This window comes from Maribacter algarum (ex Zhang et al. 2020) (assembly GCF_005885635.1).
Lineage (GTDB): Bacteria > Bacteroidota > Bacteroidia > Flavobacteriales > Flavobacteriaceae > Maribacter_C > Maribacter_C algarum.
In genome coordinates this window covers 1-25,328 of the sequence record NZ_VATY01000003.1, presented here as the reverse complement: position 1 = coordinate 25,328, position 25,328 = coordinate 1, and the positions used below count along the sequence as shown (strand labels likewise).

Here is a 25,328-nt window from a genome sequence, read left to right as displayed (position 1 = left end):
TTTTTTTATTCAATATATTAAAAGGTGAAATTCAATCCAAACGTATACATCTTTAATGATGGGTACGTGGAGTTTCTAAAATTGTCATATCCTGCTGCTTCGGGATCTAATCCTAGTTTTTGTACGTCTGAGAACATGGTTAGGAGGTTGAGCCCTCTTGCAAAAAACTTTATATCCGCAAGGCCTATTTTCTCTTTGGTCAGCGTATAGCCAATCTCCAATTCTTTTAATCTTAAGAAAGAAGCATCATGATACCATAAGTCTGCAAATACATTGTCACCATTAGGGCGGGTTCCTTGAGGACCGCTAAACTCATCATTTAACCCAAATGCCCTTGGATATCTTGCATTTCTATTGTTTGAAGTCCACCTGTCCGTAAATACATATTCAGGTTTAGAACCAATTTGATCAAAGAATAGCAGAACTTTCGCTTTTGCTTGCCCCTGAAATAGGAAGTTCAAATTAACATTCTTGTAATTCACCCCACCAGTAAAACCATATTGAATTTCAGGAATATTTGAAGAATTTATTCTTACCCAATCTTCATTGTTTATTACACCATCGTTATTCGTGTCCGCATAAAATGGTTCCCCTTCAACCGTATTTTCAATTACGGCACTAGCATTATCTACTTGACTTTGATCTTGAAATATTCCGTTAGTAGGAGCTACAACATAAGAACCTATTCTAAAGCCTGTGATATCCTGTCTTTCCGGGGTATTTTCCGGTTGAGGTAGAAAGATCACTTCATTTTGAGCTTGGGTAAAATTGAATCCTAAATTATAATTGACATTTTTTCCAATCTTATCTGCCCAGCCAAGTGTAATCTCATACCCTTTACTGTCTACTCGACCTAGATTTTCATCGGGCAATTGTACACCGGTAAAGTCAGGAATCGCCCCTTCGTTTGAAACTAAGATATCAGACCTTTTTTGATTATAAAAATTGACTTCACCAGATAATCTATTATTAAGCATTGAAAACACGAAGGCAATGTTGCTCATTTCCGCAGTTTCCCAAGTAACATTTGGGTTTGGAGCAACTCCTGTTCTAAAGCCATTAAAAATAGCTCCAGATTCTCCAAAAATGTAATAGTTAGGTCTTGCATTATTTGGGTTATTATTTCCAAAACTAAACTGTGAAAGGAATTGGAAAGGAGGAATTCGATCGTTACCCATTACAGAGTACGATCCTTTAATATTCAAGGCATCTAACCAAGACACGTTCTCCAAGAATTTCTCGTTACCTAGGGCCCAGTTACCACCAACACTGTAGAAAGTGCCAAATTGCTTGCCTGGGCCAAACCTACTTGAACCATCTCTTCTAAGCATTAAATCTATGAAGTACCTCTTGTCGTAATCATAAGAAAGTGTTCCAAAATAACTCAAGAGTGCTAGTTCAGAGGCCGTACCTCCATTAATTGCCGTTTCCGGATCACCTGCAAATAGAAAAGGTAGTTGATCAGTTGGCAAATTGTTAGCCTGGGCAAAGGTAGTACTCGATTCAGTTGTAATTTGCTCAGCAGCTATCATTGCGCTTAGAGAATGCGTATCTGCAAATATATTTTTATAACGTAAAGAACCGTTCAGTAAAGTTTCATCAAACTCAAAAGAGGTATCTCTTAATATATTGACGGAGCCTTGTTGTGAGAATCCTGTATTAGCTTCGAACTCATTGGTCGCCTGATTCAAGGCATAGTACGTCCAAGGGTTATAAAAATCTTTTTGACTGGATACGGTTTTTCTAAGTCCTGCGAAAGCATTAATACTTAGACCTTTAGTTATTTTATCCAATTTCCAATCAAAAGATAATCTACCTCTAAGGTCATTCACGTCATCATCATTGAACCCAGCAGTTCTGCTAGACATGACTATTGGATTTGCACCGTTCTCTCCACCTACCGCGAGTAATCCATTTGGAAATACGTCAATATCTGTTGGTAAGTTTGTGTAAACGTGTTTGTATATAAAACTTACTGGAACACCTGGTGCTCTGCTCTTTGCAAATCTGCCAGATAAATCTAAACCTATTTTTATATCGTCCGTAATATTTACATCAATATTTGATCTGACTTGATTTTGTTTGAAATCTGTATCTCCAGATTCAAATAAGCCTTCTCTTTGCAAGTTGTCTAAGCTGATAAAATATTTAGATTTCTGTGTACCTCCAGAAATTGAAATAGAGTTTCTTCTTTCTGGAGCAGAATCTGCAAAAGTGGCATCAAACCAATTCGTGTTTGGAAAATTTATTGGGTCAGAGCCGGATGCAAAATTATTTATATTTTCCTGTGAGAAAGGTAATTCATTGCCAAACCTATCCGCAATTTCATTCTCATGAATAGCAAACTGTTCCGAACTCATCAATTCTGGTTTTGCTGAAAAAGAAGAAACACTATAAGATGTGGAAAAATTAATTGTTGGTTTACCAGATTTGCCTCTTTTTGTGGTCACCAAAATAACTCCGTTAGCAGCTCTATTTCCATAGACAGCAGCTGCCCCATCTTTCAAGATACTTATATTGTCTATATCTTGAGGTGCTAATTGGTTAAACGTACCCACTCCTGTTGGAAAACCATCTATAAGTATTAGTGGAGCATTATTGTTTAATGTCGCTTGACCCCTAATTAGCAGATTAACATCATCATTAGAACCGGGTAACCCCCCTCTATCAGAAACCACCAAACCGGTCACTCTACCTGCCAAGGATTTGGCAACTTCCCTATTGGATGTGCTTTCTATATCTTCAGCCTTAAGTGTACTTATAGAACCGGTAACTTCACCACGTTTTTTAGTGCCGTACCCAACCACAACCACTTCGTCAAGCTTAGAAGCATCTTCCAGTAGTGCAATATTTATCACTGTTTGGTTACCCACTGGGATTTCTTGAGTAGCATGTCCAATATAGGATACAACAAGTACCGCATCAGGATTGCTAAGTTCTAAAGAATAATTCCCGTCAAAATCAGTCTGGGTGCCGTTGGTAGTTCCCTTTTCCACGACACTAGCCCCGGGTAAAGGTCCGTTACTATCCGAAACCGTACCAGTGACTGTAGATTGCGGAATTAGTTTTTCTATCGTCAGTTTTGATAATAATATTTCATTTGCGAATGTGTTGGAAAACATGGTAAGACAAAATAGAAATGCCAGTACATTTTTTAAAACACTTCCAAAACTCAAATAACACCATGGTGAATGGGTTATCCTAGCTCGTGGTTTTCTCATTTTCTTCATAATTCTTTGTAGTTTAAGGTTTAATTAAGTTGAGTAAAAGAATTTTGTTGGAAAGCACCTTATTTTCAATGATCAGAGATAAAGTTTTCCCTCCCACACAAAAGAAAGCGAAGAACAGGTCTTATGTTTTCATTAAATTACCCACCCTTAGCATTATTCTAACATTTTATTTTAATTAGAATATTATTCAAAGATTTCTGTGCCTGAACGATACTAGGGAATATTATTGAGGATTAAGATGGCTTTTATTTAGAATCATGTTATTGATATGAAAATACCAAAAACGGCGATAAGAAATAAATTTCCTATCGCCGTTGTTAAACTAATCAAACTAACTCAACAATTCGCATTATAATAGATTACAATGGAATCATACTTACAACTTATAAAGCAAAGTACTGACTTATTACTATTTTATTATAGGTAATAATTAACTGGCACTTACACTATTTTATCAATAGTTGAAAAAATTGCTTTTGATATTGGTTTAGATCAGGCGGTTTCTAATTCCATCTTTACCTGATACTGATCCATATATTCTGTTGGAGTCATGTTCATGATACTTTTGAACTGTCTATTGAAATTCGTTAAGGTATTAAAACCAGATTGGTAGCAAACATTGGTTATCTGTAAATCTCCTTCAATTAAAAGCTTACAGGCATTACCAATTCTTATTTCATTTAAATATTGAATAAATGATTTTTGGGTTCTTTTCTTGAAATAACGACAGAAGGCATTTGGAGCCATATGCGCAATTCCGGCTACAGTCTCTAGCTCAATTTTATTCTCAAAGTTCTCGTTTAAATAAGATATGATACGGGCCATTCGCTCTTTTTCATTTTTCTTGTACGAATTATCAAATCCATTTGAACACAAAAAACCATAATTTTCACTAATCGAGAGAATATCAAGAATTTTCAAAAGCCCAACAATTCGTGAAAGACCCTTAGACCATACTAGGCCCATCATATGTGTATGAACGAGATAGGTAGCCGCTTTTGAAAATTTAAGGCCCCTATTAGCATTGTCGAATAATGTTTCTAAACGCTTTGCTTCTGGTAATTCCTTAAACACTTCTCCTAGAAAATCACGCTCGAATTTAACCACAATTAGGTCAACTGCCTCGTTTTGCTCATCAACATTGTCATAATACTCACGATGATTTCTAAAAAGATGAGGAACATTACCCCCAATAAGGTACAATTCACCTGCTTCAAAATTTCCCACAGAATTTCCGACATACCTTGTTCCTGTACTTTTTAAAAAGTAAATTAGTTCAATTTCTGGATGAAAATGCCAATCTTGTTCAATACAAGGCATCGTATCTTGCCTTGCTAAAAAAGAGTTCTCAGGTCTTCTATCTGATTGTTTGTAAGTAAGCTTCATAGTGTGTTAGAACAGTCTGATGGTTTTCAAACAAGTACACCCATGTTACTATAAAATGGGTGTAAATCAAAATTATCAACTAAGATAGCAATTAATTATCTTTAATTTTAAAATAATTGGTTGAATGAGTTAGAATATGTTTAGTGCAGATTGATGATGCGTATTTAAAATCTCAGTCGGCTAGAATACCTGTAGAATATTAGTCTTCAGTTTTATTTCTTCTTTGGTGCCAGAGCTAACTGGACTTCTTCAATAGTCATATTTTTGGTTTCTCGTAAGTAGAAGTAGAGAATAACTAAACCAATTGTCACGATAATCGCGTAAAATAGTAGAGTGGAACTGATTCCCATAGTCGCCAATTGCCAAGGGAAGAACTTTTGCACTAACCAGCTCACGGTACTTGTAACTAACACAAAAAAGGGAATTGCAATACCACGATTTGAAATTGGAAATATTTCAGAGAATAGGACCCACATTACAGGACCTACAGAAAAGTGAAATGCAGCAATAAAACTTAATATCCCGATTAGAATTAAAATACCATTTATGTTTGCTGCCTTTTCGAGTAAAAGCCCCGAATAATTCCTAGCATCTGATTCTCCAATAGCTTCTATTAATGCAGCTTTAAAATCAATATCACTGTCATAAGATAAATCTACTAGTGGGTTGAGCCGTTCAGCATTTGGTATTTCTGAAAGCTCGGTCAACGCTTCTTTTGAGATGGAATAGTCAGCAGTCTTAAAGCCATAATAACAAATACCTAAGCTCAGAACTATCCAAAACATTCCCCAAATAATCATGGGTCTTCGGCCAATTTTATCTACCAATAATAAGCCTAAGATGGTGAAAATGATACTGACCAACCCTATCCAAATTGCTTGTGCAAATGCAGCGTCAGTACCGATGCCCAATTGTTCAAAAATAGTAGGAGCATAAAATAAAATAGCGTTTATACCCGTGGCCTGTTGTGCAATGGCAATGGTCATGGCGATTATAAAGGTAATTCGCATAGGTTTGCTGAAAATCTCTTTTAACTGCGCCATAGTAGACCTATCTTGATTGCTATTCTCAAGACTCTGTTGCATTTCGATAATCTGTTCAGAAACTTGGTCTTCAGGAATTAGCTTTCGCAACGTTGCCTCAGCCTGTTTGGTTCTTCCTTTATAAACCAACCATGCTGGACTTCTAGGGATAAAGAATAAAAGGATCAACCATAACAAGGCGAATATGACTTCGGCACCTAACATCCAACGCCAAGTATGTTCGTTAATGCCCAAGGTCTGCACCCAGGAAGCTTCCGAATCTGCCAACCCTAAAATAAGATAGTTTATAAAATAGGCTGCTGAAAGACCTACCACAATATTAATCTGTGTCATTGAAACCAATTTTCCTCTCCATTTAGGCGGAGCTATTTCTCCAATGTACATCGATGCCATAGAAATAGAACTAAAGGCAAGCCCTCCCAAAAAACGAGCTGTAATCAAGGTCCAATATGAAGGCGCTATTGCAGAACAAATGGCAGATAACAAATAGAAAGCCGCCGCGATTATTAAGGCAGTTTTTCGACCATACTTATTACATGCATAACCTACAAAAAGCAGAGCGAGTAAAACCCCCATTGCTGGAGCTCCTACCACCGAACCCAATTCTAACTCGTTTAGCCCAAAGTCTTTGGTGATGAATTTTGTAGTTCCTGAAATCAATGCGGCATCTAAGCCAAAAACAAAGCCTCCCATGGCCACGATAGTTGCGTAGGTATATGCATTTTTTTTGTACGAAGCCATAGTTTATCTTGTTTTGGTTGTTTGATTTAAACGGTTCATTCCCAAATGATAGGTAGAAAAACGGTCATTTCTCCCTGCCCGCGATTGCTCCAGGTGTAATATGGAATCAACTGTGTTTGATAGGTTTCCATTTCTGGTTTACTTACTTCATTGTACATCCCTTTGGCTTTGTCTTTTCGGATGAGAAAATCGGTTTCTATTGTGGTCACTCCACCAAACAAATCAGCCTTGTGGACTGGTTTTAATTCCTTAGAACTTGCAATATAGACATCGGTAATTGCTGTGTTTTTTGGAAGGTCAGCAGTTTCTAAGGTGTATACTACAGGGCCTCTTTTTACGGCCACTTGATTTCTAACCTCCTCAATTCTTCGATGCCCTTCAATGAATTTAGGTTCCATAGGCATGTTCAAAGAAACGATATCACCAGCCGACCATTGACGTTCAATTGTTACAAAACTTCCTGGGCTAACATTTTCAATAGATTGACCATTTACTTTTACCGTGCTTCCTTTTGCCCAGGCAGGAATTCTCAATAACATTTCAAAAGGTTCTGATTTACTCTCGTGAATTATGATTTCCACAGCACCATCCCAAGGGTAATTACTTTTTTGGGATAGTTTAATCGAAGAACCATCGATTAAAGTAGTTTCCAATTTATTTCCTCCATATAGATTTATTGCAAGGCCGTTTCCGGTTTTACTGTAGGCCCATGCGGGAGACTTTGCAATTGTACGCACCAAGTTTGGCGGGCAGCAAAAACACTCTAAATAGGGTTGCCTTTCTGGGAATTCCACATTCATGTTTTCATAATCCAAAGCTCCATCGATTTTTCGCAAGGGATTCGAATAGTAATAATCTTTTCCTCCAACACCAATACCAGATAGTCCGCTGTTATGTAAAACCAGTTCCATGACATCACCGTGTTTCGAGTCACCTGTTAAAGTCAACATGCGATAATTGAACATGGAATTGCAAATATTAGCACAAGTTTCATTGTAGGCAGTCATATTCGGCATCATATATTCGTCGATAAAACCTTCTTCTATTTTATCCAAACGAGAAGACCTTCCATAATGTGTTTGCCCTACAGCGCCTGTCAAATACATTTTTTTGTTGGTCACATTGTCCCATAGTCTGTTTAAGGCATCTATCAGAGCTTTTTCCCCTGTTTCAGCATATACATCGGCCGCACCGGCATAATAGTACAGGGCAAGAACCGCATGGCCAACCGCTTCGGTTTCTTCACGTAACGGAACTCGTTCTTGTACCATATCGCCAATAGGATATCCCTCAGTGGTCGAATCTTCAACAATGTCAAAGGAACCTCTAAGATTGATAAATTGTTCGGCAAGTTCTAAATAGCGCTTATCTCCAACAGTTCTATATAATTCAACCAGACCCATGATTTGTGTTTGATTGAAACCGAAACGTTGTAGTTCTGGAGTAATCGGCACAAAAAGGTCATAAAGGTAATCTGCATGTTTTATAGCGATATCCAAGAAATTGGTCTTTCCGGTAACACGATGATGTATACAAGCACTGGTCAGCAAATGTCCACTGTTATACAATTCGTGATATCTTCTATTCGAAAATGGCTTTATGTTCTTATCAATGATGCTTGGTGTGGATAAATATCCATTTTCAAGTTGAGCCTGTCCGATGATATCGATAATTTCATCCATTTCTTGGATGATTTTCTCGTCCTTGTTAACAGCATAGATGTACATGCTGGCTTCCATCCATTTATAGAAATCACCATCATGCCACCACCAACCTTTGTGTTCACCATCCTTCAGTCCGGCAGCGATTTTGAAATTATTTAAACCATGCCCGGTATCACCTTTCAATAAGCTTCCCATATACGGTACCATGGTTTCTTCGGCCTGTTTCCATTTTTCGGACCAAAAGCCTTCCGTCCATTGACAATCACCTATATCGATACTTTTTAACTTTACATTCGGACTGTTGGTATTATTGATAATACCTTTGGCGTTATCTTTTATCATGGCAATAGGTTTGTTTTGTTTTGTTTTCTGGGATTTATCTTTGGAATTATTACAGGATACAATAATTAGTACCAGGCAAATGGTCTGTGCGCACAATCTTAAAGTTTTTGCAACACTCATATCTCAGTTTACTGGGTGTTTGTTTTCGACCAATACTTATCCATACGTTGTACATCTTGCCATTCAAACTGTTTTTTTAGCAGCCATCGCGGTCTTTCTATACTGGCCTCCCAAGCAAAAAGTTCTTTGTACATTGTTCTGTAACGTTCCGGTTCTTTAGCCGCTAAATCATTCAATTCACTTTCATCCTCAGGAATATAAAATAACTCAGCTGGGCGATCAGGAAATCGAATCAATTTCCAATCGCCTTTTCGAATGGCCGCTCTTGCATCACGTTTCCAAAATAGCGTTTCATGTGGCCGCGTTATATTTTGTCCATTGATATAGGGAAGTAGATCTACCCCATCTACCTCCTTCAAATCATTGGTGTTTCCTCCAGCGGCAGCGAAAAAGGTGGGCAGTAAATCAAACGTGCTGATTGGAAAGTTGTAGGTTGAATTTGCCTCTATTTTTCCGGGATATTTTATTATGAGAGGTACACGTACACCACCTTCTAAGTGGGTTGATTTTATACCGCTTAACGGAAGGTTGCTAGAGGCATTTTTGTCCGTAGGCCCACCATTGTCGTTTGTGAAAACAACTATGGTATTTTTAGCTATACCCAGTTCTTCGAGCTTGTCCATTACTTTTCCGGTAGCTCTATCCAAAGCCAGTGTCATCGCCGCAACAATTTTGCGGTCTCCAGAAAGATTAGGAAATTTAGCCAAATCTTCTTCCGTGGCATCCATCGGTGTATGCACAGCATTGAACGAAAGAAACGCAAAGAACGGTTTGTTCGCCTTCGCATTCTTTTCAATAAATTTTATGGATTCGTCAGCAATCGCATCGGTCAAATACACTTTGGATTCCTCAAAATTAGCAAAACCGCGTTCCATCAAGTTCATGGGATCTGCTGGTGGTTTTTCATAAGGAAAGTAGCTACGCGCACCTCCACGAAATCCGTAAAATTCATCAAATCCTCTTTTTGTGGGATGGAATCTATCGGCACCCCCCAAATGCCACTTGCCATAAACGGCAGTTGAATACCCACGTTCCTGTAAATATTCACCCATGGTTTTCTCTTCGACTGGGAGTCCCATTTCAGCTCCATCGGCAGCAGAAACTGAGCTCATAAAAGTTGGTACGTTGTTCTCCTCGTAGCCAAAACGGTATTGCGATTTTCCGGTGATTAGACCTGCACGAGATGGCCCGCAAGTGGGATGGGTTACATAGGCTTGTTGAAAACGAACACCCTGAGATGCCAGTTTATCTAAATTAGGCGTAATCATTTCTTTACTCCCGTGAAAACCAAAATCTGCATAACCCGCATCATCAGCAAAAAGTAAAATGATATTTGGTTGCTTCGGTGTTTCAATAGGGGGCGATTGTTGCGCTGAACAGCCTAGAGGAAAGTAAACAACAAATAGGAGTGGAAGAAGTCTTTTCATTTTAAAGTGTGTTATTCAATACAAGAATACAGATAACCGCCCCGCAATGATTTGCGGAATTTATCCCCTGATAGCTCTATTTTAACCCTTTTTTATTTATTTGAAGAAACATTTAACCATAAATCTACCGCGTAGATAAGATAAAATAGAGTCTCTACTCGAAACAGGAATTATCTAAATATTGGTTGCTAAACAGTATTCAAATTTCAGAGAGTTGAATTGATTGGAGAAAAGAAAGATAATGGTATGAACATAAAGATTGTAACCGATTATCACCTAATTGAATTTGAGTTGATTTAATACCGATTTGTTATCTTTATTTAACGAAAGCGTCAAAGCGTTGTGTTGGGTGTCCTTTTGGGTGTCCTATTTTAAAAATCTAAATGTAAAATATTGATTTATAAGGGTATAGGGTAGGATTTCGAATCCTGCCACCCCGACGAACCACTTTTCAAGTGGTATCAAAGCACTGTTAACTGACTGGTTGACAGTGCTTTTCATTTTTAGTGAATTCATCTGATATCATCTAATATCATATAAAAGGTGTAGAGTTCGGTGAATGGATTGGTACGATGGTTGTGCATAATTTTGGTAGTGAATAGGGCTATTTATAGTCGTCTTTGCAAACAAGGTTTGTTCAACTTAAAAGACTCGTATCATGCGCAACAACAGCACTTTAGCAGTACTCATTTTCACAAGGGACATCAATTACAATCCTGATAAGCTCACGATTTATGCACGTATAACTGTCGATGGAAGGCGTGCCGAAATCAGTTTAAAGAGGTATACATCGGTGAATGTTTGGGACGTTTCCAAGGGAAGGGTCATCGGAACGACTTCAAAGGCCAGGTTGCTCAATAGCTATTTGGACGAGGTATATGTTCAGATTCTCGACGCACATAAACAGCTTTTAAGGGAAGGCAAGGTAATTACCGCACAGGCCGTGAAGGCCCGTTTTCTGGGGCAGGATGAGCAGCACAAAACACTCAAAGAACTTGTGAAATACCACAATACCACCATGAACTCGGTGCTGAAATATGGAACGATGAAAAACTACTATTCCACTGAACGCTATCTGCATAGGTTCATAAGCGACAAATTCAGTTCCCCCGACGTCTACCTAAAACAATTGAATTATAGGTTCATCGTAGACTTTGAACAGTACCTTTTGAACTATCGTCCAGAGAAGGCTAGAAAAACCTGTTCTAATAATGGTGCAATGAAACATTTGGAGCGCCTCATGAAAATGACAAATCTAGCAGTGAAACTGGAATGGTTGGAGAAGGATCCTTTCCATCAATACAAGCTCAACTTCCAGAAACACAATCGAAGCTACCTCTCCGAAAGAGAACTGCAATTGATAGAGGAGACCACTTTTAAAGCGGGCTATGAAAAGGTGAGGAATATATTTCTATTTTCCTGTTACACGGGTCTATCTTATGTCGACGTCAAAGAACTATTTCAAGAACAATTAGTCCTGGGAATAGACGGCAATTACTGGTTACATACGAAAAGGGCAAAGACGGATGAAATTGTAAAGATTCCATTGTTGCCAAAAGCAAAAGCCATAATCGAGAAATATGCTGATGAAGTGAAAAATAGTCCAAGTGGTAAATTACTCCCAGTTTTTAGCAATCAAAAAGTGAACAGCTATTTGAAGGTAATTACCAAAGCTTGCGGAATTCATAAGAACATTACCTTCCATTCCGCTCGACATACGTTCGCTACGACGGTAACACTTTCCAATGGAGTACCCATAGAAACGGTTTCCAAAATGTTGGGCCATGCCAAGCTGACAACTACCCAAATCTATGCACGGGTATTGGAAAAGAAAGTAGGGGAGGATATGCAAGACCTGATGGACCTTTTTGAAGCAAAGGAGAAACAAAGAAGCGAAGCCCCCAAATCTTACCATAACTGAAATGCGCAAGGTCCCTGTTGGATTTTTGTAGCGTCCCGATAGGTAAGCGTGAAGCAAAAATAGAATAGGGCGCATCCTACTTTTTTGGTTATTGAAGAGCCCTGTATAGGGTATTCAAAACTTAGGAGTGGAACGAAGAAGATTTGAATAGCAAGAGGACAACGCGCTAAAGCGACGTTGTGTATTTAATTATTGATTCAAATCACTGAATATCAATATATTAAAACAAACTCTAAAACCATAGAAATTGTCAAAATTGTAACAATCAGCAATAAAACCTCTATGAATACAGGAATAAATTGTAACAATCGTTCGAAAAAGAAGTGAAAAATGGACGGATTCGGTACCATAAGGCTACATGATAGAACCATCAAAAGGTTCAAGGGGTTTTCAAGGAAATTTAAAAGTTCCTATTCGGAGACCTTAGAAGCTGTTATGGACTTTTTCGAATGGCATGGAATACAGCCATCAAACCGCTATGCAGAACAAATCAACAAGGAAGAACAGAAGACAAGAAAGAGGGTAGAGGCAACGATAGCTATAATCCGGAACATTGAAAAGACACAGACCCTGCCAACGAATATTATGTTAGAAGCTTTGTTCGGAAAGCATGAAATCGTACGAAAAAGAAAAGAGCCGAAATTGGTAGAAACGAAGTTCGAGAAGCTCACAAGGGAAGAATGGAACAAAAAGGAAAACAAGGTCTCGCGAATCAAGTATGACCAGCTTAAGGAAAAAAACGATTCCAATATGGAGATAATTTTAAACACTTTGAATAAGGTTCAAAAGATAGAACCACGATTTGGGAAACCATACCTGAAAATAGAAATAAGTCCGATGGAATTGGCTAAACTTAAACGTCAATTTACAAATTGATATGAAACAAGATGCCTCGCAAGCAGATTAGTTTGGTAAGGATTTGGGACTTGCAGCACGAAACTTCGTTTCGCTTGCTCTCTTAACTATTGAATAATCTTATTTATAACCGATTTTATTGTTTTTGTCTCTTGCCATACTGATAGTTTCTCTAGCGATAATTCACTTATTTCAGACCGGGGAAAGCTACGTTTTAATTCTAAAAATATTTCCAACAATTTTTTTACACCCCTAATAGGAACATTATTCATGTTACCAATCATATTATCCAAAAGCCTATAGAGAGATTCGTTATGTCCCTTGGAAACATTGAAAAGGCTCATAGTCATTAAGTCTGTAAACCGTTTAAGGGGCGCGTATTCTCCCTTCTGAAGTTTTCCAACGATTTGACCTAATAATAAACTGTTCATGTTTCCTTCAGCACTTGCTTTAATCCATACTTCTGCAGCGAGTTCTCTAGAGACTTTATCACTGCATAAAAGCCCTGAAGCTAAAAATAAATAGGTCGATTCCTTAAAATCAGGTCTAATCCAAATTTCGTGTAAGCCTTTCAATAAATTAACCATATTCTTTTTACTGCTCTCATCAAAAAAAGTAGATTCTTTAAGGTTATTATGAATAACATGACTTAAGAACATACTTGGATTATTTGGAGATAAGTACAAGAATTTTATTTCATCATTTGGTTGTATGGTAGTGTAATATTTTTGTTTTTTGAAGTGGATGTAGTTATAAATGCTATTGATTTTTATCGTTTTTTTATTTCTGCCAAAAAATCCCTTGAGGCCATCAACAAGGGAATCAGGCTTGGCTTTTTGAAGATTAAAATCTTTAAACCCCAATTCTTTTCTAACCATTTTTTTCTGTACCTGCTTACCAAGGGAATAATCATATTCTTTATAAAAATGGTCCTTCATTTCGCAATCCCAGACATATGCCCCTTTTTCCTTTTGTAAGGAATTAGCCAAGTACTCTTGAAAAAATGAAACTTCTGAATCCTTATTTCTGCTCAATACGCTTTGAAGCCATAATTCAGGTCTGGTAATTTTTTCATTATTAATATCAAGTAGATTAAAGTGATATTGTAGAATTTTTTTAGAGTCCTCATCCTTTATACTCTGAATAAGTCCAGTTACATCTTGGCCCTGATTATTTATCGGTAACCGCCCTAGAGCTAATTGAAAATCATATAAATCCATTACCTCGTTACTTCTCTCGTACGCCAAAATTCTTTCAATAAGTACCTTCGGGTCAATCCAACAAGGACTATGAGTTGGTGTGGATAACAATTCTAAGGTTAAACTTTTTTTAATTAAGGCCTTGGATTTTATGAATAGAAAATGATGGATTTGGTAGATATAATCAGGAATAGGTTGTTTTTCTATCTCCTTCAAATTTTGCTTGTAATGTGAGCTATAATACCTGTCCTCCTTGAGTTTTTTTATTTTTTTGTCCTTCGCCTTTCGGAAGCTATCTAGCTCAGCAGGAAACTTTCTCATTAAAATTTCCGCAAAGTCATTCATATAGAGAGCTGCCTCTGATTCTAAATTACCAATTTGGCTATTCCAGTCAAAGCTCATCGAAAGGTCGAAAGATCGCTTAAAAATAGGTTCCAATTTCCCGACATTATCCTTGTTCAAAAGAACATTCAATTTGGGTAAATAGCTTAAGAGTAAATCGATATGATATACTTCGTTATTGTCAAGAGCCTGACTTACAAAAAAGATTAACTCGTCAAACGTTTTGTAAGATGACAACTTATTTTCTTCAGATATCACCTTTGATTCTTCCACCTCATAATTGTAGGCTTCAACTTCTTCTTGCTGAGTTAAGTATTCGTGCAGTACTTCCTTGGATGTATAAAACAGATTGTCAGCGTACAAATTGATTTCATCAAGAAGTTCCACTTTTTTTGGATTTCCGTATTTCTCAATTATTTTGGCCGCCCTTAATTGAATTTTTTCATCGATATTGATCAAAGCTTCTGAAGCTTTTTGACAAGCTGATAATTTTGAAGAAGGGTGAATTTTAGCGATTTTATCTAAAATCATCAAAGTTGAGTTAACAACGGACTTCGTTTCGGAATTTAATAGTAACGACGAGTTCTCAATAAAAGTTTTATGCTTAAACTTTTTAAGATTGGAGACAGATTTAAAATATTTTAGAACTGTATTTATTACTTTAGAATGAGGTGAATTCAATGCTGCAAATAGTTCATTTTGCAAACTCAATATTTCCTCCTCAGTTAGATTTAATTTTAAGAGCAAATCGAAGAACCAACCACTTAATGTCTTGTTAAACCCTTTAGTAGATGTATATATGGTTGCCCGTAAAACTTTTTTTCGATTGAGTTTCTCATCATGAACTAAATTGCAAATGGTATCAATCCAAATATCATTACCTCCTTTATAATTTTCTAGATGTAGATAGTTGTAATAATTATTTATACTAGAATCTTCCTCAAACAATAACCAAATGTGCTCGTCTAAGGTTTTTTTATGATTGAATAAAACTTCAGGTTTGTAATAACTAAGCCTTTTCTTATCCTTCCACTCGTATTCGACTATTGCACTTGGAAGTTTGTTTAGAAGTAATGCATGAGATGGTTCTAGTAAGCCGTCTTTACATAATCGCATTGTCTTGTCGTAGGTCAATTCCCAAGGCATATCTTCATTAATCAAGTCGCCGTACCAATTTGGAGTATACCAAGGAATGATATTTTTTAAATAATCATCACTTACAGAAAGATTACTAACATTGAAAAGTGCCCTTTTTATATCTGTTTTATTGAAACAAACATAACACGCTTTATGCATTAGCGCCCTTTGTTTTTCAGTATGAGTATGTTCATAAGTATAAGATAAGCCCCATTTGGATTTTTCCTCTATAGTCTTTAGTTCAAATACTCTCTCTTTTAGCTTTTTTAGAAAAGGAACAAGTTCTCTTTTATCTTTTGGACTGAGTTTTTTTAAGAAGGTGATAATACTTTTCTCTTTGATAATAATTTCTTCTAATTCTTTTTCAAGCATATTAATTGGATTTGGCTTTTTTCTTTACGGCTAATATATGTTTGCATACTCCGCGTTCACCTTGATTCTTGCTGTACCAGGTACAGGTACACTTTTCCATTGAATCCTTAATAACTACATAGTGATGAACTCCGCTACCTTCAACTTTAGCCTCTATCTGGTTTTCTTTATTTGAAGTAATATTAACCTTGTCTTCCAGTAACAGTTTTTCAGCGCCCTTCAGTCTTGGGTTTAAGGATAATATTCTACTAAGTTTGAAAGGCAATCGTCGGTAGAAAAACCCATTTTTTTCTAAATCATAACCTAGAAGACCCATGGCTGATAATTTGGTAGATAGTTTCTCTATTTTGCTCAAATCAATGTTTTCTTCCAAAGCAATTAAAGCAGGATTAAACTCTTGATTTGCATAAGAATAATTATCAAAGGCTTGAATAAGCGAATCAGGTAAGTCTTCTATTAGTTCTTCAAGAGCGGCTCCTTCACCAGAAAAACCTCTCCAAAAATCTCGTGATACCGAAAATGTAAAATTGACATGGTCGAAACACATAATTAAGCTAACAGACTGTAAATCTTTATGAGGATATATTTTAAGTTCATTAATTAATGGAATGAGATGATTTAATAAACGTAACCGATGAATACCTCCGATACAAATCGCATCTTTAGATTTTAAGGGTGAAAAGGAATAGCGATTTCCTCTTTTTAACAGAAAATAGTCTGTTTTCACCTTACCATTCGGTATAGTCTTAAATAACTGAATAGCTTGTATTCTATTGAGAGTAAGTCCATACTCTGATTCTGAAAAGAAATGTTGAACGGTTGTTAAACCTTTTATCCATTTTGCTGGTAAAGGAACTTTACGTTCTATAGTGCTTTTTCCATCTTTATGGAACCCAACCTCTTTTTGGCCAACAGAAAGCACCAGATTGTCATTTTTTTGGATTTTTCCTAATTCCGAGATTAGTGGTGTATTGAAATCGACATTGGTTGTGCCATTTTCAATGAATTCCCCATCTTGGCCGCTGTCTAAAACATCGACTCTGGCATATACTCCGGCACAATGAGAAAATCCTTCAAAACGAATTTGTTCATTTCCAGCGGTTACAATAGGGTCCTTGAGTAAGGCTAATTGGAAAGGTGAAAGATTAAAACTGGACTGTACAATATTCGAAAGGGTAATCAAGCACCTTGATAGTTCATAAGGTTGATTTAAGGTACCCCAAAAGAAACAAGGAGAACTTCCTTTTTCTACCTCGCTAAATTTTGATAGTAGTAGACTCTCTTTGCCATTTTCCTTTTTTAGGGAGGATGCAGTTTTGTATTGATAGTTAAGTGTATCTGAAGCCATAGTTAAGGGTTTGGATAAATACACTTAAAAATACAGGTATATTTTTATTGCTAAGAATTTTCTGGTTGAAATAGAATATTATTTCTGTAAGCGATCAGTTTGAAGATAAATGCACTTTATTTTGGTTATATTTGTGTATATTTTACACATATAATGAAAAGCAAAATTAAACTTACCGTCGACGCAGTAGTGTTTGGTTATGATTCGGGGAATATATCTGTACTTCTGGTCAAACGCAAATACGAACCCTTCAAAGATGGTTGGGCTTTACCAGGAGGCTTTGTATTGGAAAATGAAGATTTAGAGCAAGCAGTTCAAAGAGAATTGTCGGAAGAGACGGGTGCTAGAATTAACTACTTGGAACAATTGTACACCTTTGGGGATTTAGGGCGAGACCCAAGGGGTAGAGTAGTCTCAGTAGCTTACTTCGGATTGGTCAAACCAAATGCCTTCAAGTTGACCGCATCTACTGATGCAAAAAAAGCAGAATGGTTCGATATCAAAAAGTTGCCTAAGTTGGCATTTGACCACAAAAAAATCTTAAAAATTGCCATTGAAAGACTACAAGGAAAGATTACATATGAGCCTATCGGATTTGAATTACTCGATAAAAAGTTCCCTTTTTCCGATTTAGAAAAGCTTTACACCACCCTGCTGGATCGTGAAATTGACAGAAGAAATTTCAAAAAGAAAATTACTAGCCTGAAAGTTTTAGATGAATTAGACGAGAAGGTTTCTATAGGCAGAGGTAGGCCTGCAAGCCTTTTTAGCTTTAATAAGAAACGTTATTTCCAACTAAAAAAGGAAGGTATCATCTTCGAAATATAGCCTTATCTACAAGCTTTGAATTTTAATTTGCGTAAAAAAAACACAAAATATCTTGTGTGATTCAAAAACACATTTTATATTTGCGTAATAAATACACAAAATTAGATTTAAATATTTCAAAGGAAGTATCGTTATGTACAAATACCATATTTCCACCAACAGATAAAAACTAAAACTATGAACGGATTACTACTTACAGACGGATATAAAACGGGACATCATCAGCAATACCCCAAGGGAACAGAAGAAGTATATTCTAACTGGACTCCAAGAAGTAATAAATATGCTCCGAAAGGCTGTGATAAAGTCCTTTCTTTTGGGCAACAATATGTAATGCAATGGTTACATGATTATTTTGAAGATAATTTCTTCTCTAAACCAAAAGCAACCGTTTGTGCTGAACTGAAGGAAGAACTTTCGTTATATCTAAATGCGCCTTACGATGTTACTCATTTTGAAGAGCTGCATGATTTAGGCTATTTGCCAATTCGCGTGAAGTCTTTACCTGAAGGTGTTGAAGTTCCTATTCGTGTGCCTATGTTAACCGTTGTAAATACTAAAAAAGAGTTTTATTGGGTGACCAACTTCTTAGAAACCATTTTGTCAACCATGTTATGGTTACCAATGACATCAGCATCTATTGCATTGACCTATAAACGTATTTTTAAAAAATGGGCTTTAAAAACTGATGCTGAAAATTTGCCATTTATTGATTTTCAAGGACATGATTTCTCGATGCGAGGAATGGGTGGTCTTCAGAGTGCTGTAGCTTCCGGTATGGGTCATGCTTCTGTATTTCTAGGGTCTGATACTTTACCCGTGATTCATGGACTTAAAAAATACTATCAAGCAGAAGGTTTTGTGGTTGGTTCTGTAAATGCAACCGAACACTCCGTAATGTGCGCGGGTACCAAAGATGATGAAATCGGAACTTTTCGTCAATTGATGGAAACGTATCCAACGGGAATATTATCAGTAGTAAGTGATACTTGGGATTTATGGAAAGTACTCACCGACTATCTTCCTGCTTTGAAAGAAGAAATATTAGGTCGTAATGGTAAATTGGTAATTCGACCTGATAGTGGAGATCCTGTAGATATTATCTGTGGAACAAATGGAAGACTTGGTGACGGTAGTCCATCAGAAAAGGGAGTCGTAGAACTACTTTGGGACGTTTTTGGTGGTTCAGTTAACAAAGAAGGTTTTAAAGTTTTAGACCCTCATATTGGTGCGATTTATGGTGATAGTATTACACTTATTCGTTCAGAAGATATTTGCCAGCGTTTACATGATAAAGGTTTTGCATCTACCAATGTTGTATTGGGGATTGGTTCTTTTACCTATCAATTCAACACTAGAGATACCTTTGGCTTTGCTATGAAAGCAACCTCGGTTGTTGTTAATGGCGAACGAAGAGAAATTTTCAAAGACCCAATCACTGATGATGGTGTTAAGAAATCTGCAAAAGGATTGATTCGCGTCGATAAAGTAAACGGAGATTACGTTTTAGTTGATGAAGTACCAGAAGCGGAAGAGGAAAAAGGAGAGTTGAAAATTATTTTTGAAGATGGGAAGTTCGTAAGTAGAACTTCCATTGAAGAAATTCGAGCTCGAATAAATGAACACCTTTAAAGCTAATTATTGACCCATTAAAATCAGTAAAATGAAATACGAAATAAAGAAATTTAAAGACGGGCAAGTTGCCGCTAAAATTCTAGAGGAAGGTAATCTTGATGTTCACATACGTGGGAATAGTTATGATGATTTATTTGCCATCGCAGCCATAAAGGAAGCTTGGGATGCTGAAAATAGTATGAATAAGACTGCAACTGCAACCCTATCAATCTATTGTTTAATTGGGCAACGTTCGGATAGGCGCTTTAATGCAAAAGAATCTTTTGATTTAAAGGTCATTGCAAATTTCATTAATTCAATGGCTTTTGATAAGGTAGAAATTTTACATCCTCATAGTCCTATTTCTTTGGCCTTGATAGAAAACGCAAGTAAATTATCCCATTTTCCTTATGTTAAAAAAACCTTTGAGGCTATTGGAAACCCTGTATTGGTTAGTCCAGATGCAGGAGCTTATAAAACTACTCACGAGATTGCTGAAAAGCTTGAGGCCGATTTGGTTCCGTCTAACAAGGTTCGTGTAGATGGCATCCCTCAAATTAGTATCCAGGGCGATGTAAAAGATAAAGACTGTCTTATTGTTGATGATTTAGCTGATGGCGGGCGAACGTTTAAATTTCTTGCTGACGCCTTAAAAAAACAAGGCGCAGCTAAGGTTTTTTTATATGTCACTCATGGTCAGTTTAACTATGGTTTCGATGAATTGAAAGAAACAATTGACCATGTGTATTGTACTAATAGTTTCAAGAAAATTGAGGACGAGTTTGTGACACAGTTTAAAGTGATATGAATGTAATTACTGCACCAGAAAAACTTCTTCTAAACAGCTACAGTGTTTTTTTAGCAGGTAGTATCGAAGGTGACACAGCACAAAAATGGCAAGATATTGTTATTGAAAGGTTGGCGAGTAAACAGGTGATTTTGGTAAACCCAAGAAGAGATGCCTGGGATGCCAGTTGGAAACAAGACATCAATAATCCGAAATTTAATGAACAAGTAAGCTGGGAGTTAGTAGCACTTGAGAAAGTAGATTTAATTATCATGTATTTTGATAAAAGTACTAAATCACCAATATCGCTATTAGAACTTGGACTATTTGCGAAGAGTGGAAAACTAATTGTTTGCTGTCCTGATGGTTTTTGGAGGAAAGGTAATGTAGATATTGTTTGTGCCAGATATGGCATCCCACAAGTTCAAAGCTTGAAGGAATTGATTAACGAAGTCAAAACGAGAATGAAATGAAATATACACTAGACATAATCAAACAAGAATTTGATCAAAACGAAAATTTAAAATTCTTATTCTTCTGGGGTCATACACCAAGCAAGGATGGTTCTGTTATCAAAAGCTGTTTTAGTCAATGGTGGCGGTCATCTTTTACAAAAGAAAATGAAACCTATAAAACAGCGGAACATTTTATGATGGCTGAAAAAGCTCGTCTTTTTAAAGATTTAGAGATCAGAGCTAAAATTATAGCTTGTGAGCATCCGGCTGAAGCGAAAAAGCTAGGGCGAAAAGTAGCGAATTTTGACCCCAAAATTTGGAATGAAGAGAAATATGCAATCGTCAAAGAAGCAAATTATCTTAAGTTTTCTCAACATACAGATTTGAAAGAGTTTTTGTTAAATACAAAAGATAGAATTCTTGTTGAAGCTAGTCCGGTTGATGCCATTTGGGGTATCGGATTGGCACAGAATGATTCAGACGCTCAGAATCCAAATTTGTGGCAGGGTGAAAATCTGTTAGGTTTTGCTTTAATGGAGGTACGAGATGATATAAATAGTAACCTATGATAAAATACGCAGCACTATTTGGTGGTTCTGGAAACAATACTGAATCTAAAGAATATCTAGAGACCATACGGATCGGTTCTTTTTTAGCTAAACAAGATTATATAGTAAAAAATGGTGGCTATGGTGGAATGATGGAAGCTGTTTCAAAAGGAGCAGTCCAATCTGGAGGTAAATCCATTGGAGTAACTTGTAAACAAGTAGGTTCTTCAGAAGGAAACAAGTATTTAAGTGAGACAATCGTAACAGAAAAATTGTTTGACAGACTCAAAATATTGCTCGAAGGCACTTCCGTCTTTATTGTTCAAAGAGGAGGAATAGGAACTTTGTCGGAGGTTTTTTTAATCCGTAAAGAACCCAAAGAGGAGCGACCTAAGTTGTATTTCATTGGCGCCATTTGGAAGGATTTAATCGTTAGTTTGAAAGCAAATTTAATTCCAGATTATGAACATGACCTGTTTCAAATTGTTGAAAATTCTCAAGAACTCCGAGAGAGAATGTTAATGGATTTTTCAGCAAATTAAAAATTGCCATTGAAGAGAACTATAGAATTTATAAAGAATTATTAGAGAAATGACAGAGAAACAAGCAAAACAGATCAGCAAATTCCTAAGCCTGGTACTAAGACATAAACCGCAATTGCTAGATTTAGTATTAGATGAGAATGGATGGGCGGATGTTGAAGTATTGCTAAAGCGTATGCAAAGAGAAAGCAAAGCGATAACTTTTGAACAGTTAGAATTTGTGGTGAAAAGTAATGATAAACAACGTTTTGCCTTTAATGAAGACAAGACACAGATAAGAGCTAGTCAAGGTCACTCGATATCAATAAATTTGGATTATGAAGCTGTAAAGCCCCCAGAGTTTTTATACCATGGCACTCCGGTTAAATTTATAAAACCGATAAGAGAGAAAGGCTTGCTGAAAATGAAAAGACACCATGTACATTTAAGTGTAGATATAGAAACAGCAACAAAAGTGGGTGCTAGAAGAGGAAAACCAATAATATTAAGTATTAGTGCTTTAGATATGCATCATGAAGGGCATAAGTTCTTTATGTCGGAGAACGGTGTTTGGTTGACAGATAATGTACCGCCAAGATTTATTGATTTTAAAGATAAAACGTGAAACGAAGATTAGTGATTGGTGATATCCATGGTGGTTTAAAAGCCTTAACTCAAGTTTTAGAACGAGCAAAAGTTACACCTGAAGATACTTTAATTTTTCTAGGAGACTATGTTGATGGTTGGAGTGAATCTGCTCAAACCATTGAATATTTAATTGAACTCTCAGGGAAACAGAACTGTGTTTTCATTTTAGGAAACCACGATTTGTGGTGTAAGCTTTGGCTAGAAAAAGGAGCAACTAACCCTATTTGGCTTGCTCATGGGGGGCAAGGCACTATTGATAGTTATATAAAGACTGGTTATATAACTCAAGAGAGTCATCGAAATTTTTTCAGTGGTTTGAAAAATTATTACATAGATAATAATAATCGTCTTTTTGTGCATGCAGGTTTTACTTCAATGCACGGAGTAGAAAAAGAATATAATGAAAATGATTTCTACTGGGATAGAACACTTTGGGAGGCGGCAAGAATATTGAAGCATGTTAAAGAAGAAAAACAACCCGAATTGGAAACTCGATTAGGTCTATATAATGAAATCTATATTGGGCATACGCCAACTACTAATTATGGAGAAATAGTGCCAATGAATTCTATAAATCTATGGAATATAGATACTGGGGCGGCATTTACGGGCAAACTAACTGTCTTAAACATAGATACAAAGGAATATTGGCAAAGTGATAGTTTGACTGAATTATATCCTAACGAAAAAGGAAGAAATTGAATTATAGCCTTCAATAAAAAATGCGCCAACTCACATTGACGCATTCTAACCAACCTACTTATTGACGGAGAAAATCTCCTTCAATTGCTTTACCATACCTCCGTTGCCGGAGACGGTAATCTCACCGATTTTCTCAGCGATCTTCTCAACGTATTCCATTTCCTTCAACTTGAAGAGCATTTCGTTGTCTTCCATCAACTTTGCGGTGTTCAGCAAGCTTCTGGTAGACGCAGTCTCTTCACGTCGGGTAATGATATTCGCCTGAGCTCTCTTTTGGGCAACCAAAACCTGGTTCATGATGTCTTTCATTTCACCAGTTAAGATTACATCACGAATACCACAGCTCAAAACTTCAACACCCAATTGGGTAGCTGCTGTTTTGATATCTGCAAATACGGCTTCTGCGATGCTTTCTTTTCGCTCTAGAAGCTCATCCAAGGTATAGGTGCCAATATAGGCACGCAATACCAACTGCATTGCAATGTACAATTGCTTTTCATAGTCTTTGCTGCCTAGCAAAGCCTTTTCAATATCAACAACTTTATACTGTGTATAGAAGTTGATACGAATAGCCGCCTTGTCTTTAGTCAACAATTCTTGACCAGAAATTTCCAATTGCAATTGACGCATATCCGCTCTGGCAATTTTGATGGAGATGTCGTTCTTCCAGAAATGGTAGGTACCACTTTCCAGTGTTTTGACATAAACATCATCAACCAAGAGGACAGCTTTCTCATATGCCGCAACTTCTAAAGTACGAACATACGCTCGCAACTGAGGATGGCTTAGCATCGCTTTACTGATAGCTTCTGTGATGTAGATCTTACTCAGGTCCGCCATAACGAACTCGAAGTTTATTAGACCTTTCCAGAAAGCGTACTTACCAGCGGTAAGGACTTGTTTCAAGTTTCCGTTTTCAGAAACCAAGGCCAATTCGGCATCCTTAACTTCGATGATATGCAACATAGCTTCCAAGCCTTGGTCCTGTAGCAAGATTTCTAATGCTATAGGAGCAACAAAGGCCTTGGTAAGGTCATAGACCTTAACCATATTTTGAAAGCCCACCCAGTGTGTACCTTGGGTAATAACTTTTTGGTAATCGCCTCTTTTGAAGACCAAACCTACTTTTCCTGCATTGATTCTTACTCTTTTCATTACTTAAAATTTGTGTCCGCCAGTCGATTGACGGACGAACGGGTTAAACTATTTTCATTTATTATTAATTGGTTTATTCTCTTTTAAAAAACCGCAACTATAACTCATCTATTCGATACGGAAATATTGGTTTTCGAAGTTCGTTACGATTTGTTTTTTGGTATGCTTCGGTCGGTGTTTCCAATACTATTTATTGGTTTTTCCGAGGGAAGGATATTCAAAAAAGAAATTGCCTTTCACATCAAAAATTCAGTATTTCAAAGTAGTTTCAAGACTGTTGATTCATCCGAAGAAAAACCAACCGACCTATACCTACGGCTTTTTGTCAATTATACGGAGTGACCGTCCGGTGGTCTTTTTACAAGTGACCTTCTTGTTGAAAATGGATTTTGAGTCCATAACCTACATTAAAAGTGTAGTGCTCTAACCAACTGAGCTATCCTATCGTAATAGGAGCGGGAGTCGAACCCGCGACACCTACGTCTATCGCTCTAACCTACTGAGCTACTTCCCCATTTTTCCTGTATAATTAGAGGGGAAGGTGGGAATCGAACCCACGACCTATAGAGTCGGGACTATTTTTTGGAAAACAGCCAAAACCTTCAAGTCAAGTTGTATATGAAGACCTAATACTTCTCAGCAAAACTTCACACAATAGTGCTATACAGAAACACCCAACAAGACAAGCTTGATATCTTGTTCCCGCGAAGGCGGGAATTTTATTTTCAATGAACTTTGTACCTCTTGCCAGATTCGAACTGGCACTTTCGTCGAAACGAACAGATCGGCTATAAATGCGCTTCCCTACTTTGATTCTTGACCATTTCGGTGCTTCTGCAAATTCTATTCATTAGCAGGCACGCCGCTAACAACATCTTCCAATCACTCCGTGGCTACGATCAATAGCTTTTACCACAGCTCTTCCTTTTAAGCTAAAGAGGTA

18 protein-coding genes are annotated in these 25,328 nt (G+C 36.9%); 10 read left to right on the top strand and 8 right to left on the bottom strand.

Translation table 11 applies throughout. From position 1 onward, the window contains the following. Positions 1–17: 17 nt before the first annotated feature. The 5 genes from FEE95_RS13960 to FEE95_RS13940 form a co-directional block, all read right to left on the bottom strand. Entirely contained in the window at positions 18–3,230 is a 3,213-nt protein-coding gene (locus tag FEE95_RS13960) for a SusC/RagA family TonB-linked outer membrane protein (RefSeq protein ID WP_238474581.1), read from the bottom strand. Between the two features lie 492 nt (positions 3,231–3,722). Next, the gene (locus tag FEE95_RS13955) at positions 3,723–4,616 is read right to left on the bottom strand and encodes an AraC family transcriptional regulator (protein WP_138658629.1); all 894 of its coding nucleotides are present in this window, start codon (positions 4,614–4,616) and stop codon (positions 3,723–3,725) included. 212 nt (positions 4,617–4,828) lie between these two features. Beyond that, on the bottom strand, positions 4,829–6,400 hold the full coding sequence (locus FEE95_RS13950; protein WP_138658628.1) for a sugar porter family MFS transporter: 1,572 nt from the start codon (positions 6,398–6,400) through the stop codon (positions 4,829–4,831). A 35-nt stretch (positions 6,401–6,435) separates the two neighbouring features. Next, entirely contained in the window at positions 6,436–8,406 is a 1,971-nt protein-coding gene (locus FEE95_RS13945; protein WP_138658627.1) for a glycoside hydrolase family 127 protein, read from the bottom strand. A gap of 128 nt (positions 8,407–8,534) precedes the next feature. Further along, the gene (locus FEE95_RS13940; RefSeq protein WP_138658626.1) at positions 8,535–9,953 is read right to left on the bottom strand and encodes a sulfatase; all 1,419 of its coding nucleotides are present in this window, start codon (positions 9,951–9,953) and stop codon (positions 8,535–8,537) included. Positions 9,954–10,611: 658 nt separating this feature from the next. Between FEE95_RS13940 and FEE95_RS13935 the strand changes: the two genes are divergently transcribed. Beyond that, complete coding sequence (locus FEE95_RS13935; protein WP_138658625.1) at positions 10,612–11,874, top strand: site-specific integrase; 1,263 nt, start codon at positions 10,612–10,614, stop codon at positions 11,872–11,874. 330 nt (positions 11,875–12,204) lie between these two features. After that, positions 12,205–12,750: a BfmA/BtgA family mobilization protein gene (locus tag FEE95_RS13930; RefSeq protein ID WP_138658624.1), complete on the top strand. Its 546-nt coding sequence runs from the start codon at positions 12,205–12,207 to the stop codon at positions 12,748–12,750. A gap of 86 nt (positions 12,751–12,836) precedes the next feature. Here FEE95_RS13930 and FEE95_RS13925 read toward each other — a convergent pair whose 3' ends face one another. Beyond that, positions 12,837–15,779, bottom strand: coding sequence for a DUF6493 family protein (locus tag FEE95_RS13925; RefSeq protein ID WP_138658623.1), 2,943 nt, complete (start codon positions 15,777–15,779; stop codon positions 12,837–12,839). Position 15,780: 1 nt separating this feature from the next. Then, positions 15,781–17,127, bottom strand: coding sequence for an SWIM zinc finger family protein (locus tag FEE95_RS13920; RefSeq protein WP_138658622.1), 1,347 nt, complete (start codon positions 17,125–17,127; stop codon positions 15,781–15,783). Between the two features lie 153 nt (positions 17,128–17,280). Between FEE95_RS13920 and FEE95_RS13915 the strand changes: the two genes are divergently transcribed. From FEE95_RS13915 to FEE95_RS13880, 8 genes are all read left to right on the top strand, one after another. After that, positions 17,281–17,955, top strand: a complete 675-nt coding sequence (locus FEE95_RS13915; protein WP_138658621.1) for an NUDIX hydrolase — start codon at positions 17,281–17,283, stop codon at positions 17,953–17,955. Positions 17,956–18,132: 177 nt separating this feature from the next. Continuing rightward, complete coding sequence (locus tag FEE95_RS13910; RefSeq protein ID WP_138658620.1) at positions 18,133–19,587, top strand: nicotinate phosphoribosyltransferase; 1,455 nt, start codon at positions 18,133–18,135, stop codon at positions 19,585–19,587. A 31-nt stretch (positions 19,588–19,618) separates the two neighbouring features. Then, on the top strand, positions 19,619–20,377 hold the full coding sequence (locus FEE95_RS13905; RefSeq protein ID WP_138658619.1) for a phosphoribosyltransferase family protein: 759 nt from the start codon (positions 19,619–19,621) through the stop codon (positions 20,375–20,377). Next, positions 20,374–20,829: a nucleoside 2-deoxyribosyltransferase domain-containing protein gene (locus tag FEE95_RS13900; RefSeq protein ID WP_138658618.1), complete on the top strand. Its 456-nt coding sequence runs from the start codon at positions 20,374–20,376 to the stop codon at positions 20,827–20,829. The genes FEE95_RS13905 and FEE95_RS13900 overlap by 4 nt, the downstream gene beginning before the upstream one ends. Then, positions 20,826–21,380: an NADAR family protein gene (locus FEE95_RS13895; RefSeq protein WP_138658617.1), complete on the top strand. Its 555-nt coding sequence runs from the start codon at positions 20,826–20,828 to the stop codon at positions 21,378–21,380. Before FEE95_RS13900 ends, FEE95_RS13895 begins: the two co-directional genes overlap by 4 nt. After that, complete coding sequence (locus FEE95_RS13890; RefSeq protein WP_138658616.1) at positions 21,377–21,901, top strand: LOG family protein; 525 nt, start codon at positions 21,377–21,379, stop codon at positions 21,899–21,901. Before FEE95_RS13895 ends, FEE95_RS13890 begins: the two co-directional genes overlap by 4 nt. 49 nt (positions 21,902–21,950) lie before the next feature. Next, complete coding sequence (locus tag FEE95_RS13885) at positions 21,951–22,505, top strand: RNA 2'-phosphotransferase (RefSeq protein WP_138658615.1); 555 nt, start codon at positions 21,951–21,953, stop codon at positions 22,503–22,505. After that, complete coding sequence (locus FEE95_RS13880) at positions 22,502–23,230, top strand: metallophosphoesterase family protein (RefSeq protein ID WP_138658614.1); 729 nt, start codon at positions 22,502–22,504, stop codon at positions 23,228–23,230. The genes FEE95_RS13885 and FEE95_RS13880 overlap by 4 nt, the downstream gene beginning before the upstream one ends. A gap of 54 nt (positions 23,231–23,284) precedes the next feature. Here the strand turns inward: FEE95_RS13880 and FEE95_RS13875 are convergent, their stop codons facing one another. Next, complete coding sequence (locus FEE95_RS13875) at positions 23,285–24,385, bottom strand: slipin family protein (RefSeq protein ID WP_138658613.1); 1,101 nt, start codon at positions 24,383–24,385, stop codon at positions 23,285–23,287. Between the last annotated feature and the right edge of the window lie 943 nt (positions 24,386–25,328).

What these genes read in the sequence shown, in the direction of transcription:
- FEE95_RS13915 (WP_138658621.1), top strand. Translation starts at nt 17,281, where the DNA reads ATGAAAAGCAAAATTAAACTTACCGTCGACGCAGTAGTGTTTGGTTAT.
- FEE95_RS13875 (WP_138658613.1), bottom strand. Translation starts at nt 24,385, where the DNA reads ATGAAAAGAGTAAGAATCAATGCAGGAAAAGTAGGTTTGGTCTTCAAA.
- FEE95_RS13905 (WP_138658619.1), top strand. Translation starts at nt 19,619, where the DNA reads ATGAAATACGAAATAAAGAAATTTAAAGACGGGCAAGTTGCCGCTAAA.
- FEE95_RS13910 (WP_138658620.1), top strand. Translation starts at nt 18,133, where the DNA reads ATGAACGGATTACTACTTACAGACGGATATAAAACGGGACATCATCAG.
- FEE95_RS13890 (WP_138658616.1), top strand. Translation starts at nt 21,377, where the DNA reads ATGATAAAATACGCAGCACTATTTGGTGGTTCTGGAAACAATACTGAA.
- FEE95_RS13920 (WP_138658622.1), bottom strand. Translation starts at nt 17,127, where the DNA reads ATGGCTTCAGATACACTTAACTATCAATACAAAACTGCATCCTCCCTA.
- FEE95_RS13945 (WP_138658627.1), bottom strand. Translation starts at nt 8,406, where the DNA reads ATGATAAAAGATAACGCCAAAGGTATTATCAATAATACCAACAGTCCG.
- FEE95_RS13930 (WP_138658624.1), top strand. Translation starts at nt 12,205, where the DNA reads ATGGACGGATTCGGTACCATAAGGCTACATGATAGAACCATCAAAAGG.
- FEE95_RS13940 (WP_138658626.1), bottom strand. Translation starts at nt 9,953, where the DNA reads ATGAAAAGACTTCTTCCACTCCTATTTGTTGTTTACTTTCCTCTAGGC.
- FEE95_RS13955 (WP_138658629.1), bottom strand. Translation starts at nt 4,616, where the DNA reads ATGAAGCTTACTTACAAACAATCAGATAGAAGACCTGAGAACTCTTTT.
- FEE95_RS13960 (WP_238474581.1), bottom strand. Translation starts at nt 3,230, where the DNA reads ATGAAGAAAATGAGAAAACCACGAGCTAGGATAACCCATTCACCATGG.
- FEE95_RS13895 (WP_138658617.1), top strand. Translation starts at nt 20,826, where the DNA reads ATGAAATATACACTAGACATAATCAAACAAGAATTTGATCAAAACGAA.
- FEE95_RS13925 (WP_138658623.1), bottom strand. Translation starts at nt 15,779, where the DNA reads ATGCTTGAAAAAGAATTAGAAGAAATTATTATCAAAGAGAAAAGTATT.
- FEE95_RS13935 (WP_138658625.1), top strand. Translation starts at nt 10,612, where the DNA reads ATGCGCAACAACAGCACTTTAGCAGTACTCATTTTCACAAGGGACATC.
- FEE95_RS13900 (WP_138658618.1), top strand. Translation starts at nt 20,374, where the DNA reads ATGAATGTAATTACTGCACCAGAAAAACTTCTTCTAAACAGCTACAGT.
- FEE95_RS13885 (WP_138658615.1), top strand. Translation starts at nt 21,951, where the DNA reads ATGACAGAGAAACAAGCAAAACAGATCAGCAAATTCCTAAGCCTGGTA.
- FEE95_RS13950 (WP_138658628.1), bottom strand. Translation starts at nt 6,400, where the DNA reads ATGGCTTCGTACAAAAAAAATGCATATACCTACGCAACTATCGTGGCC.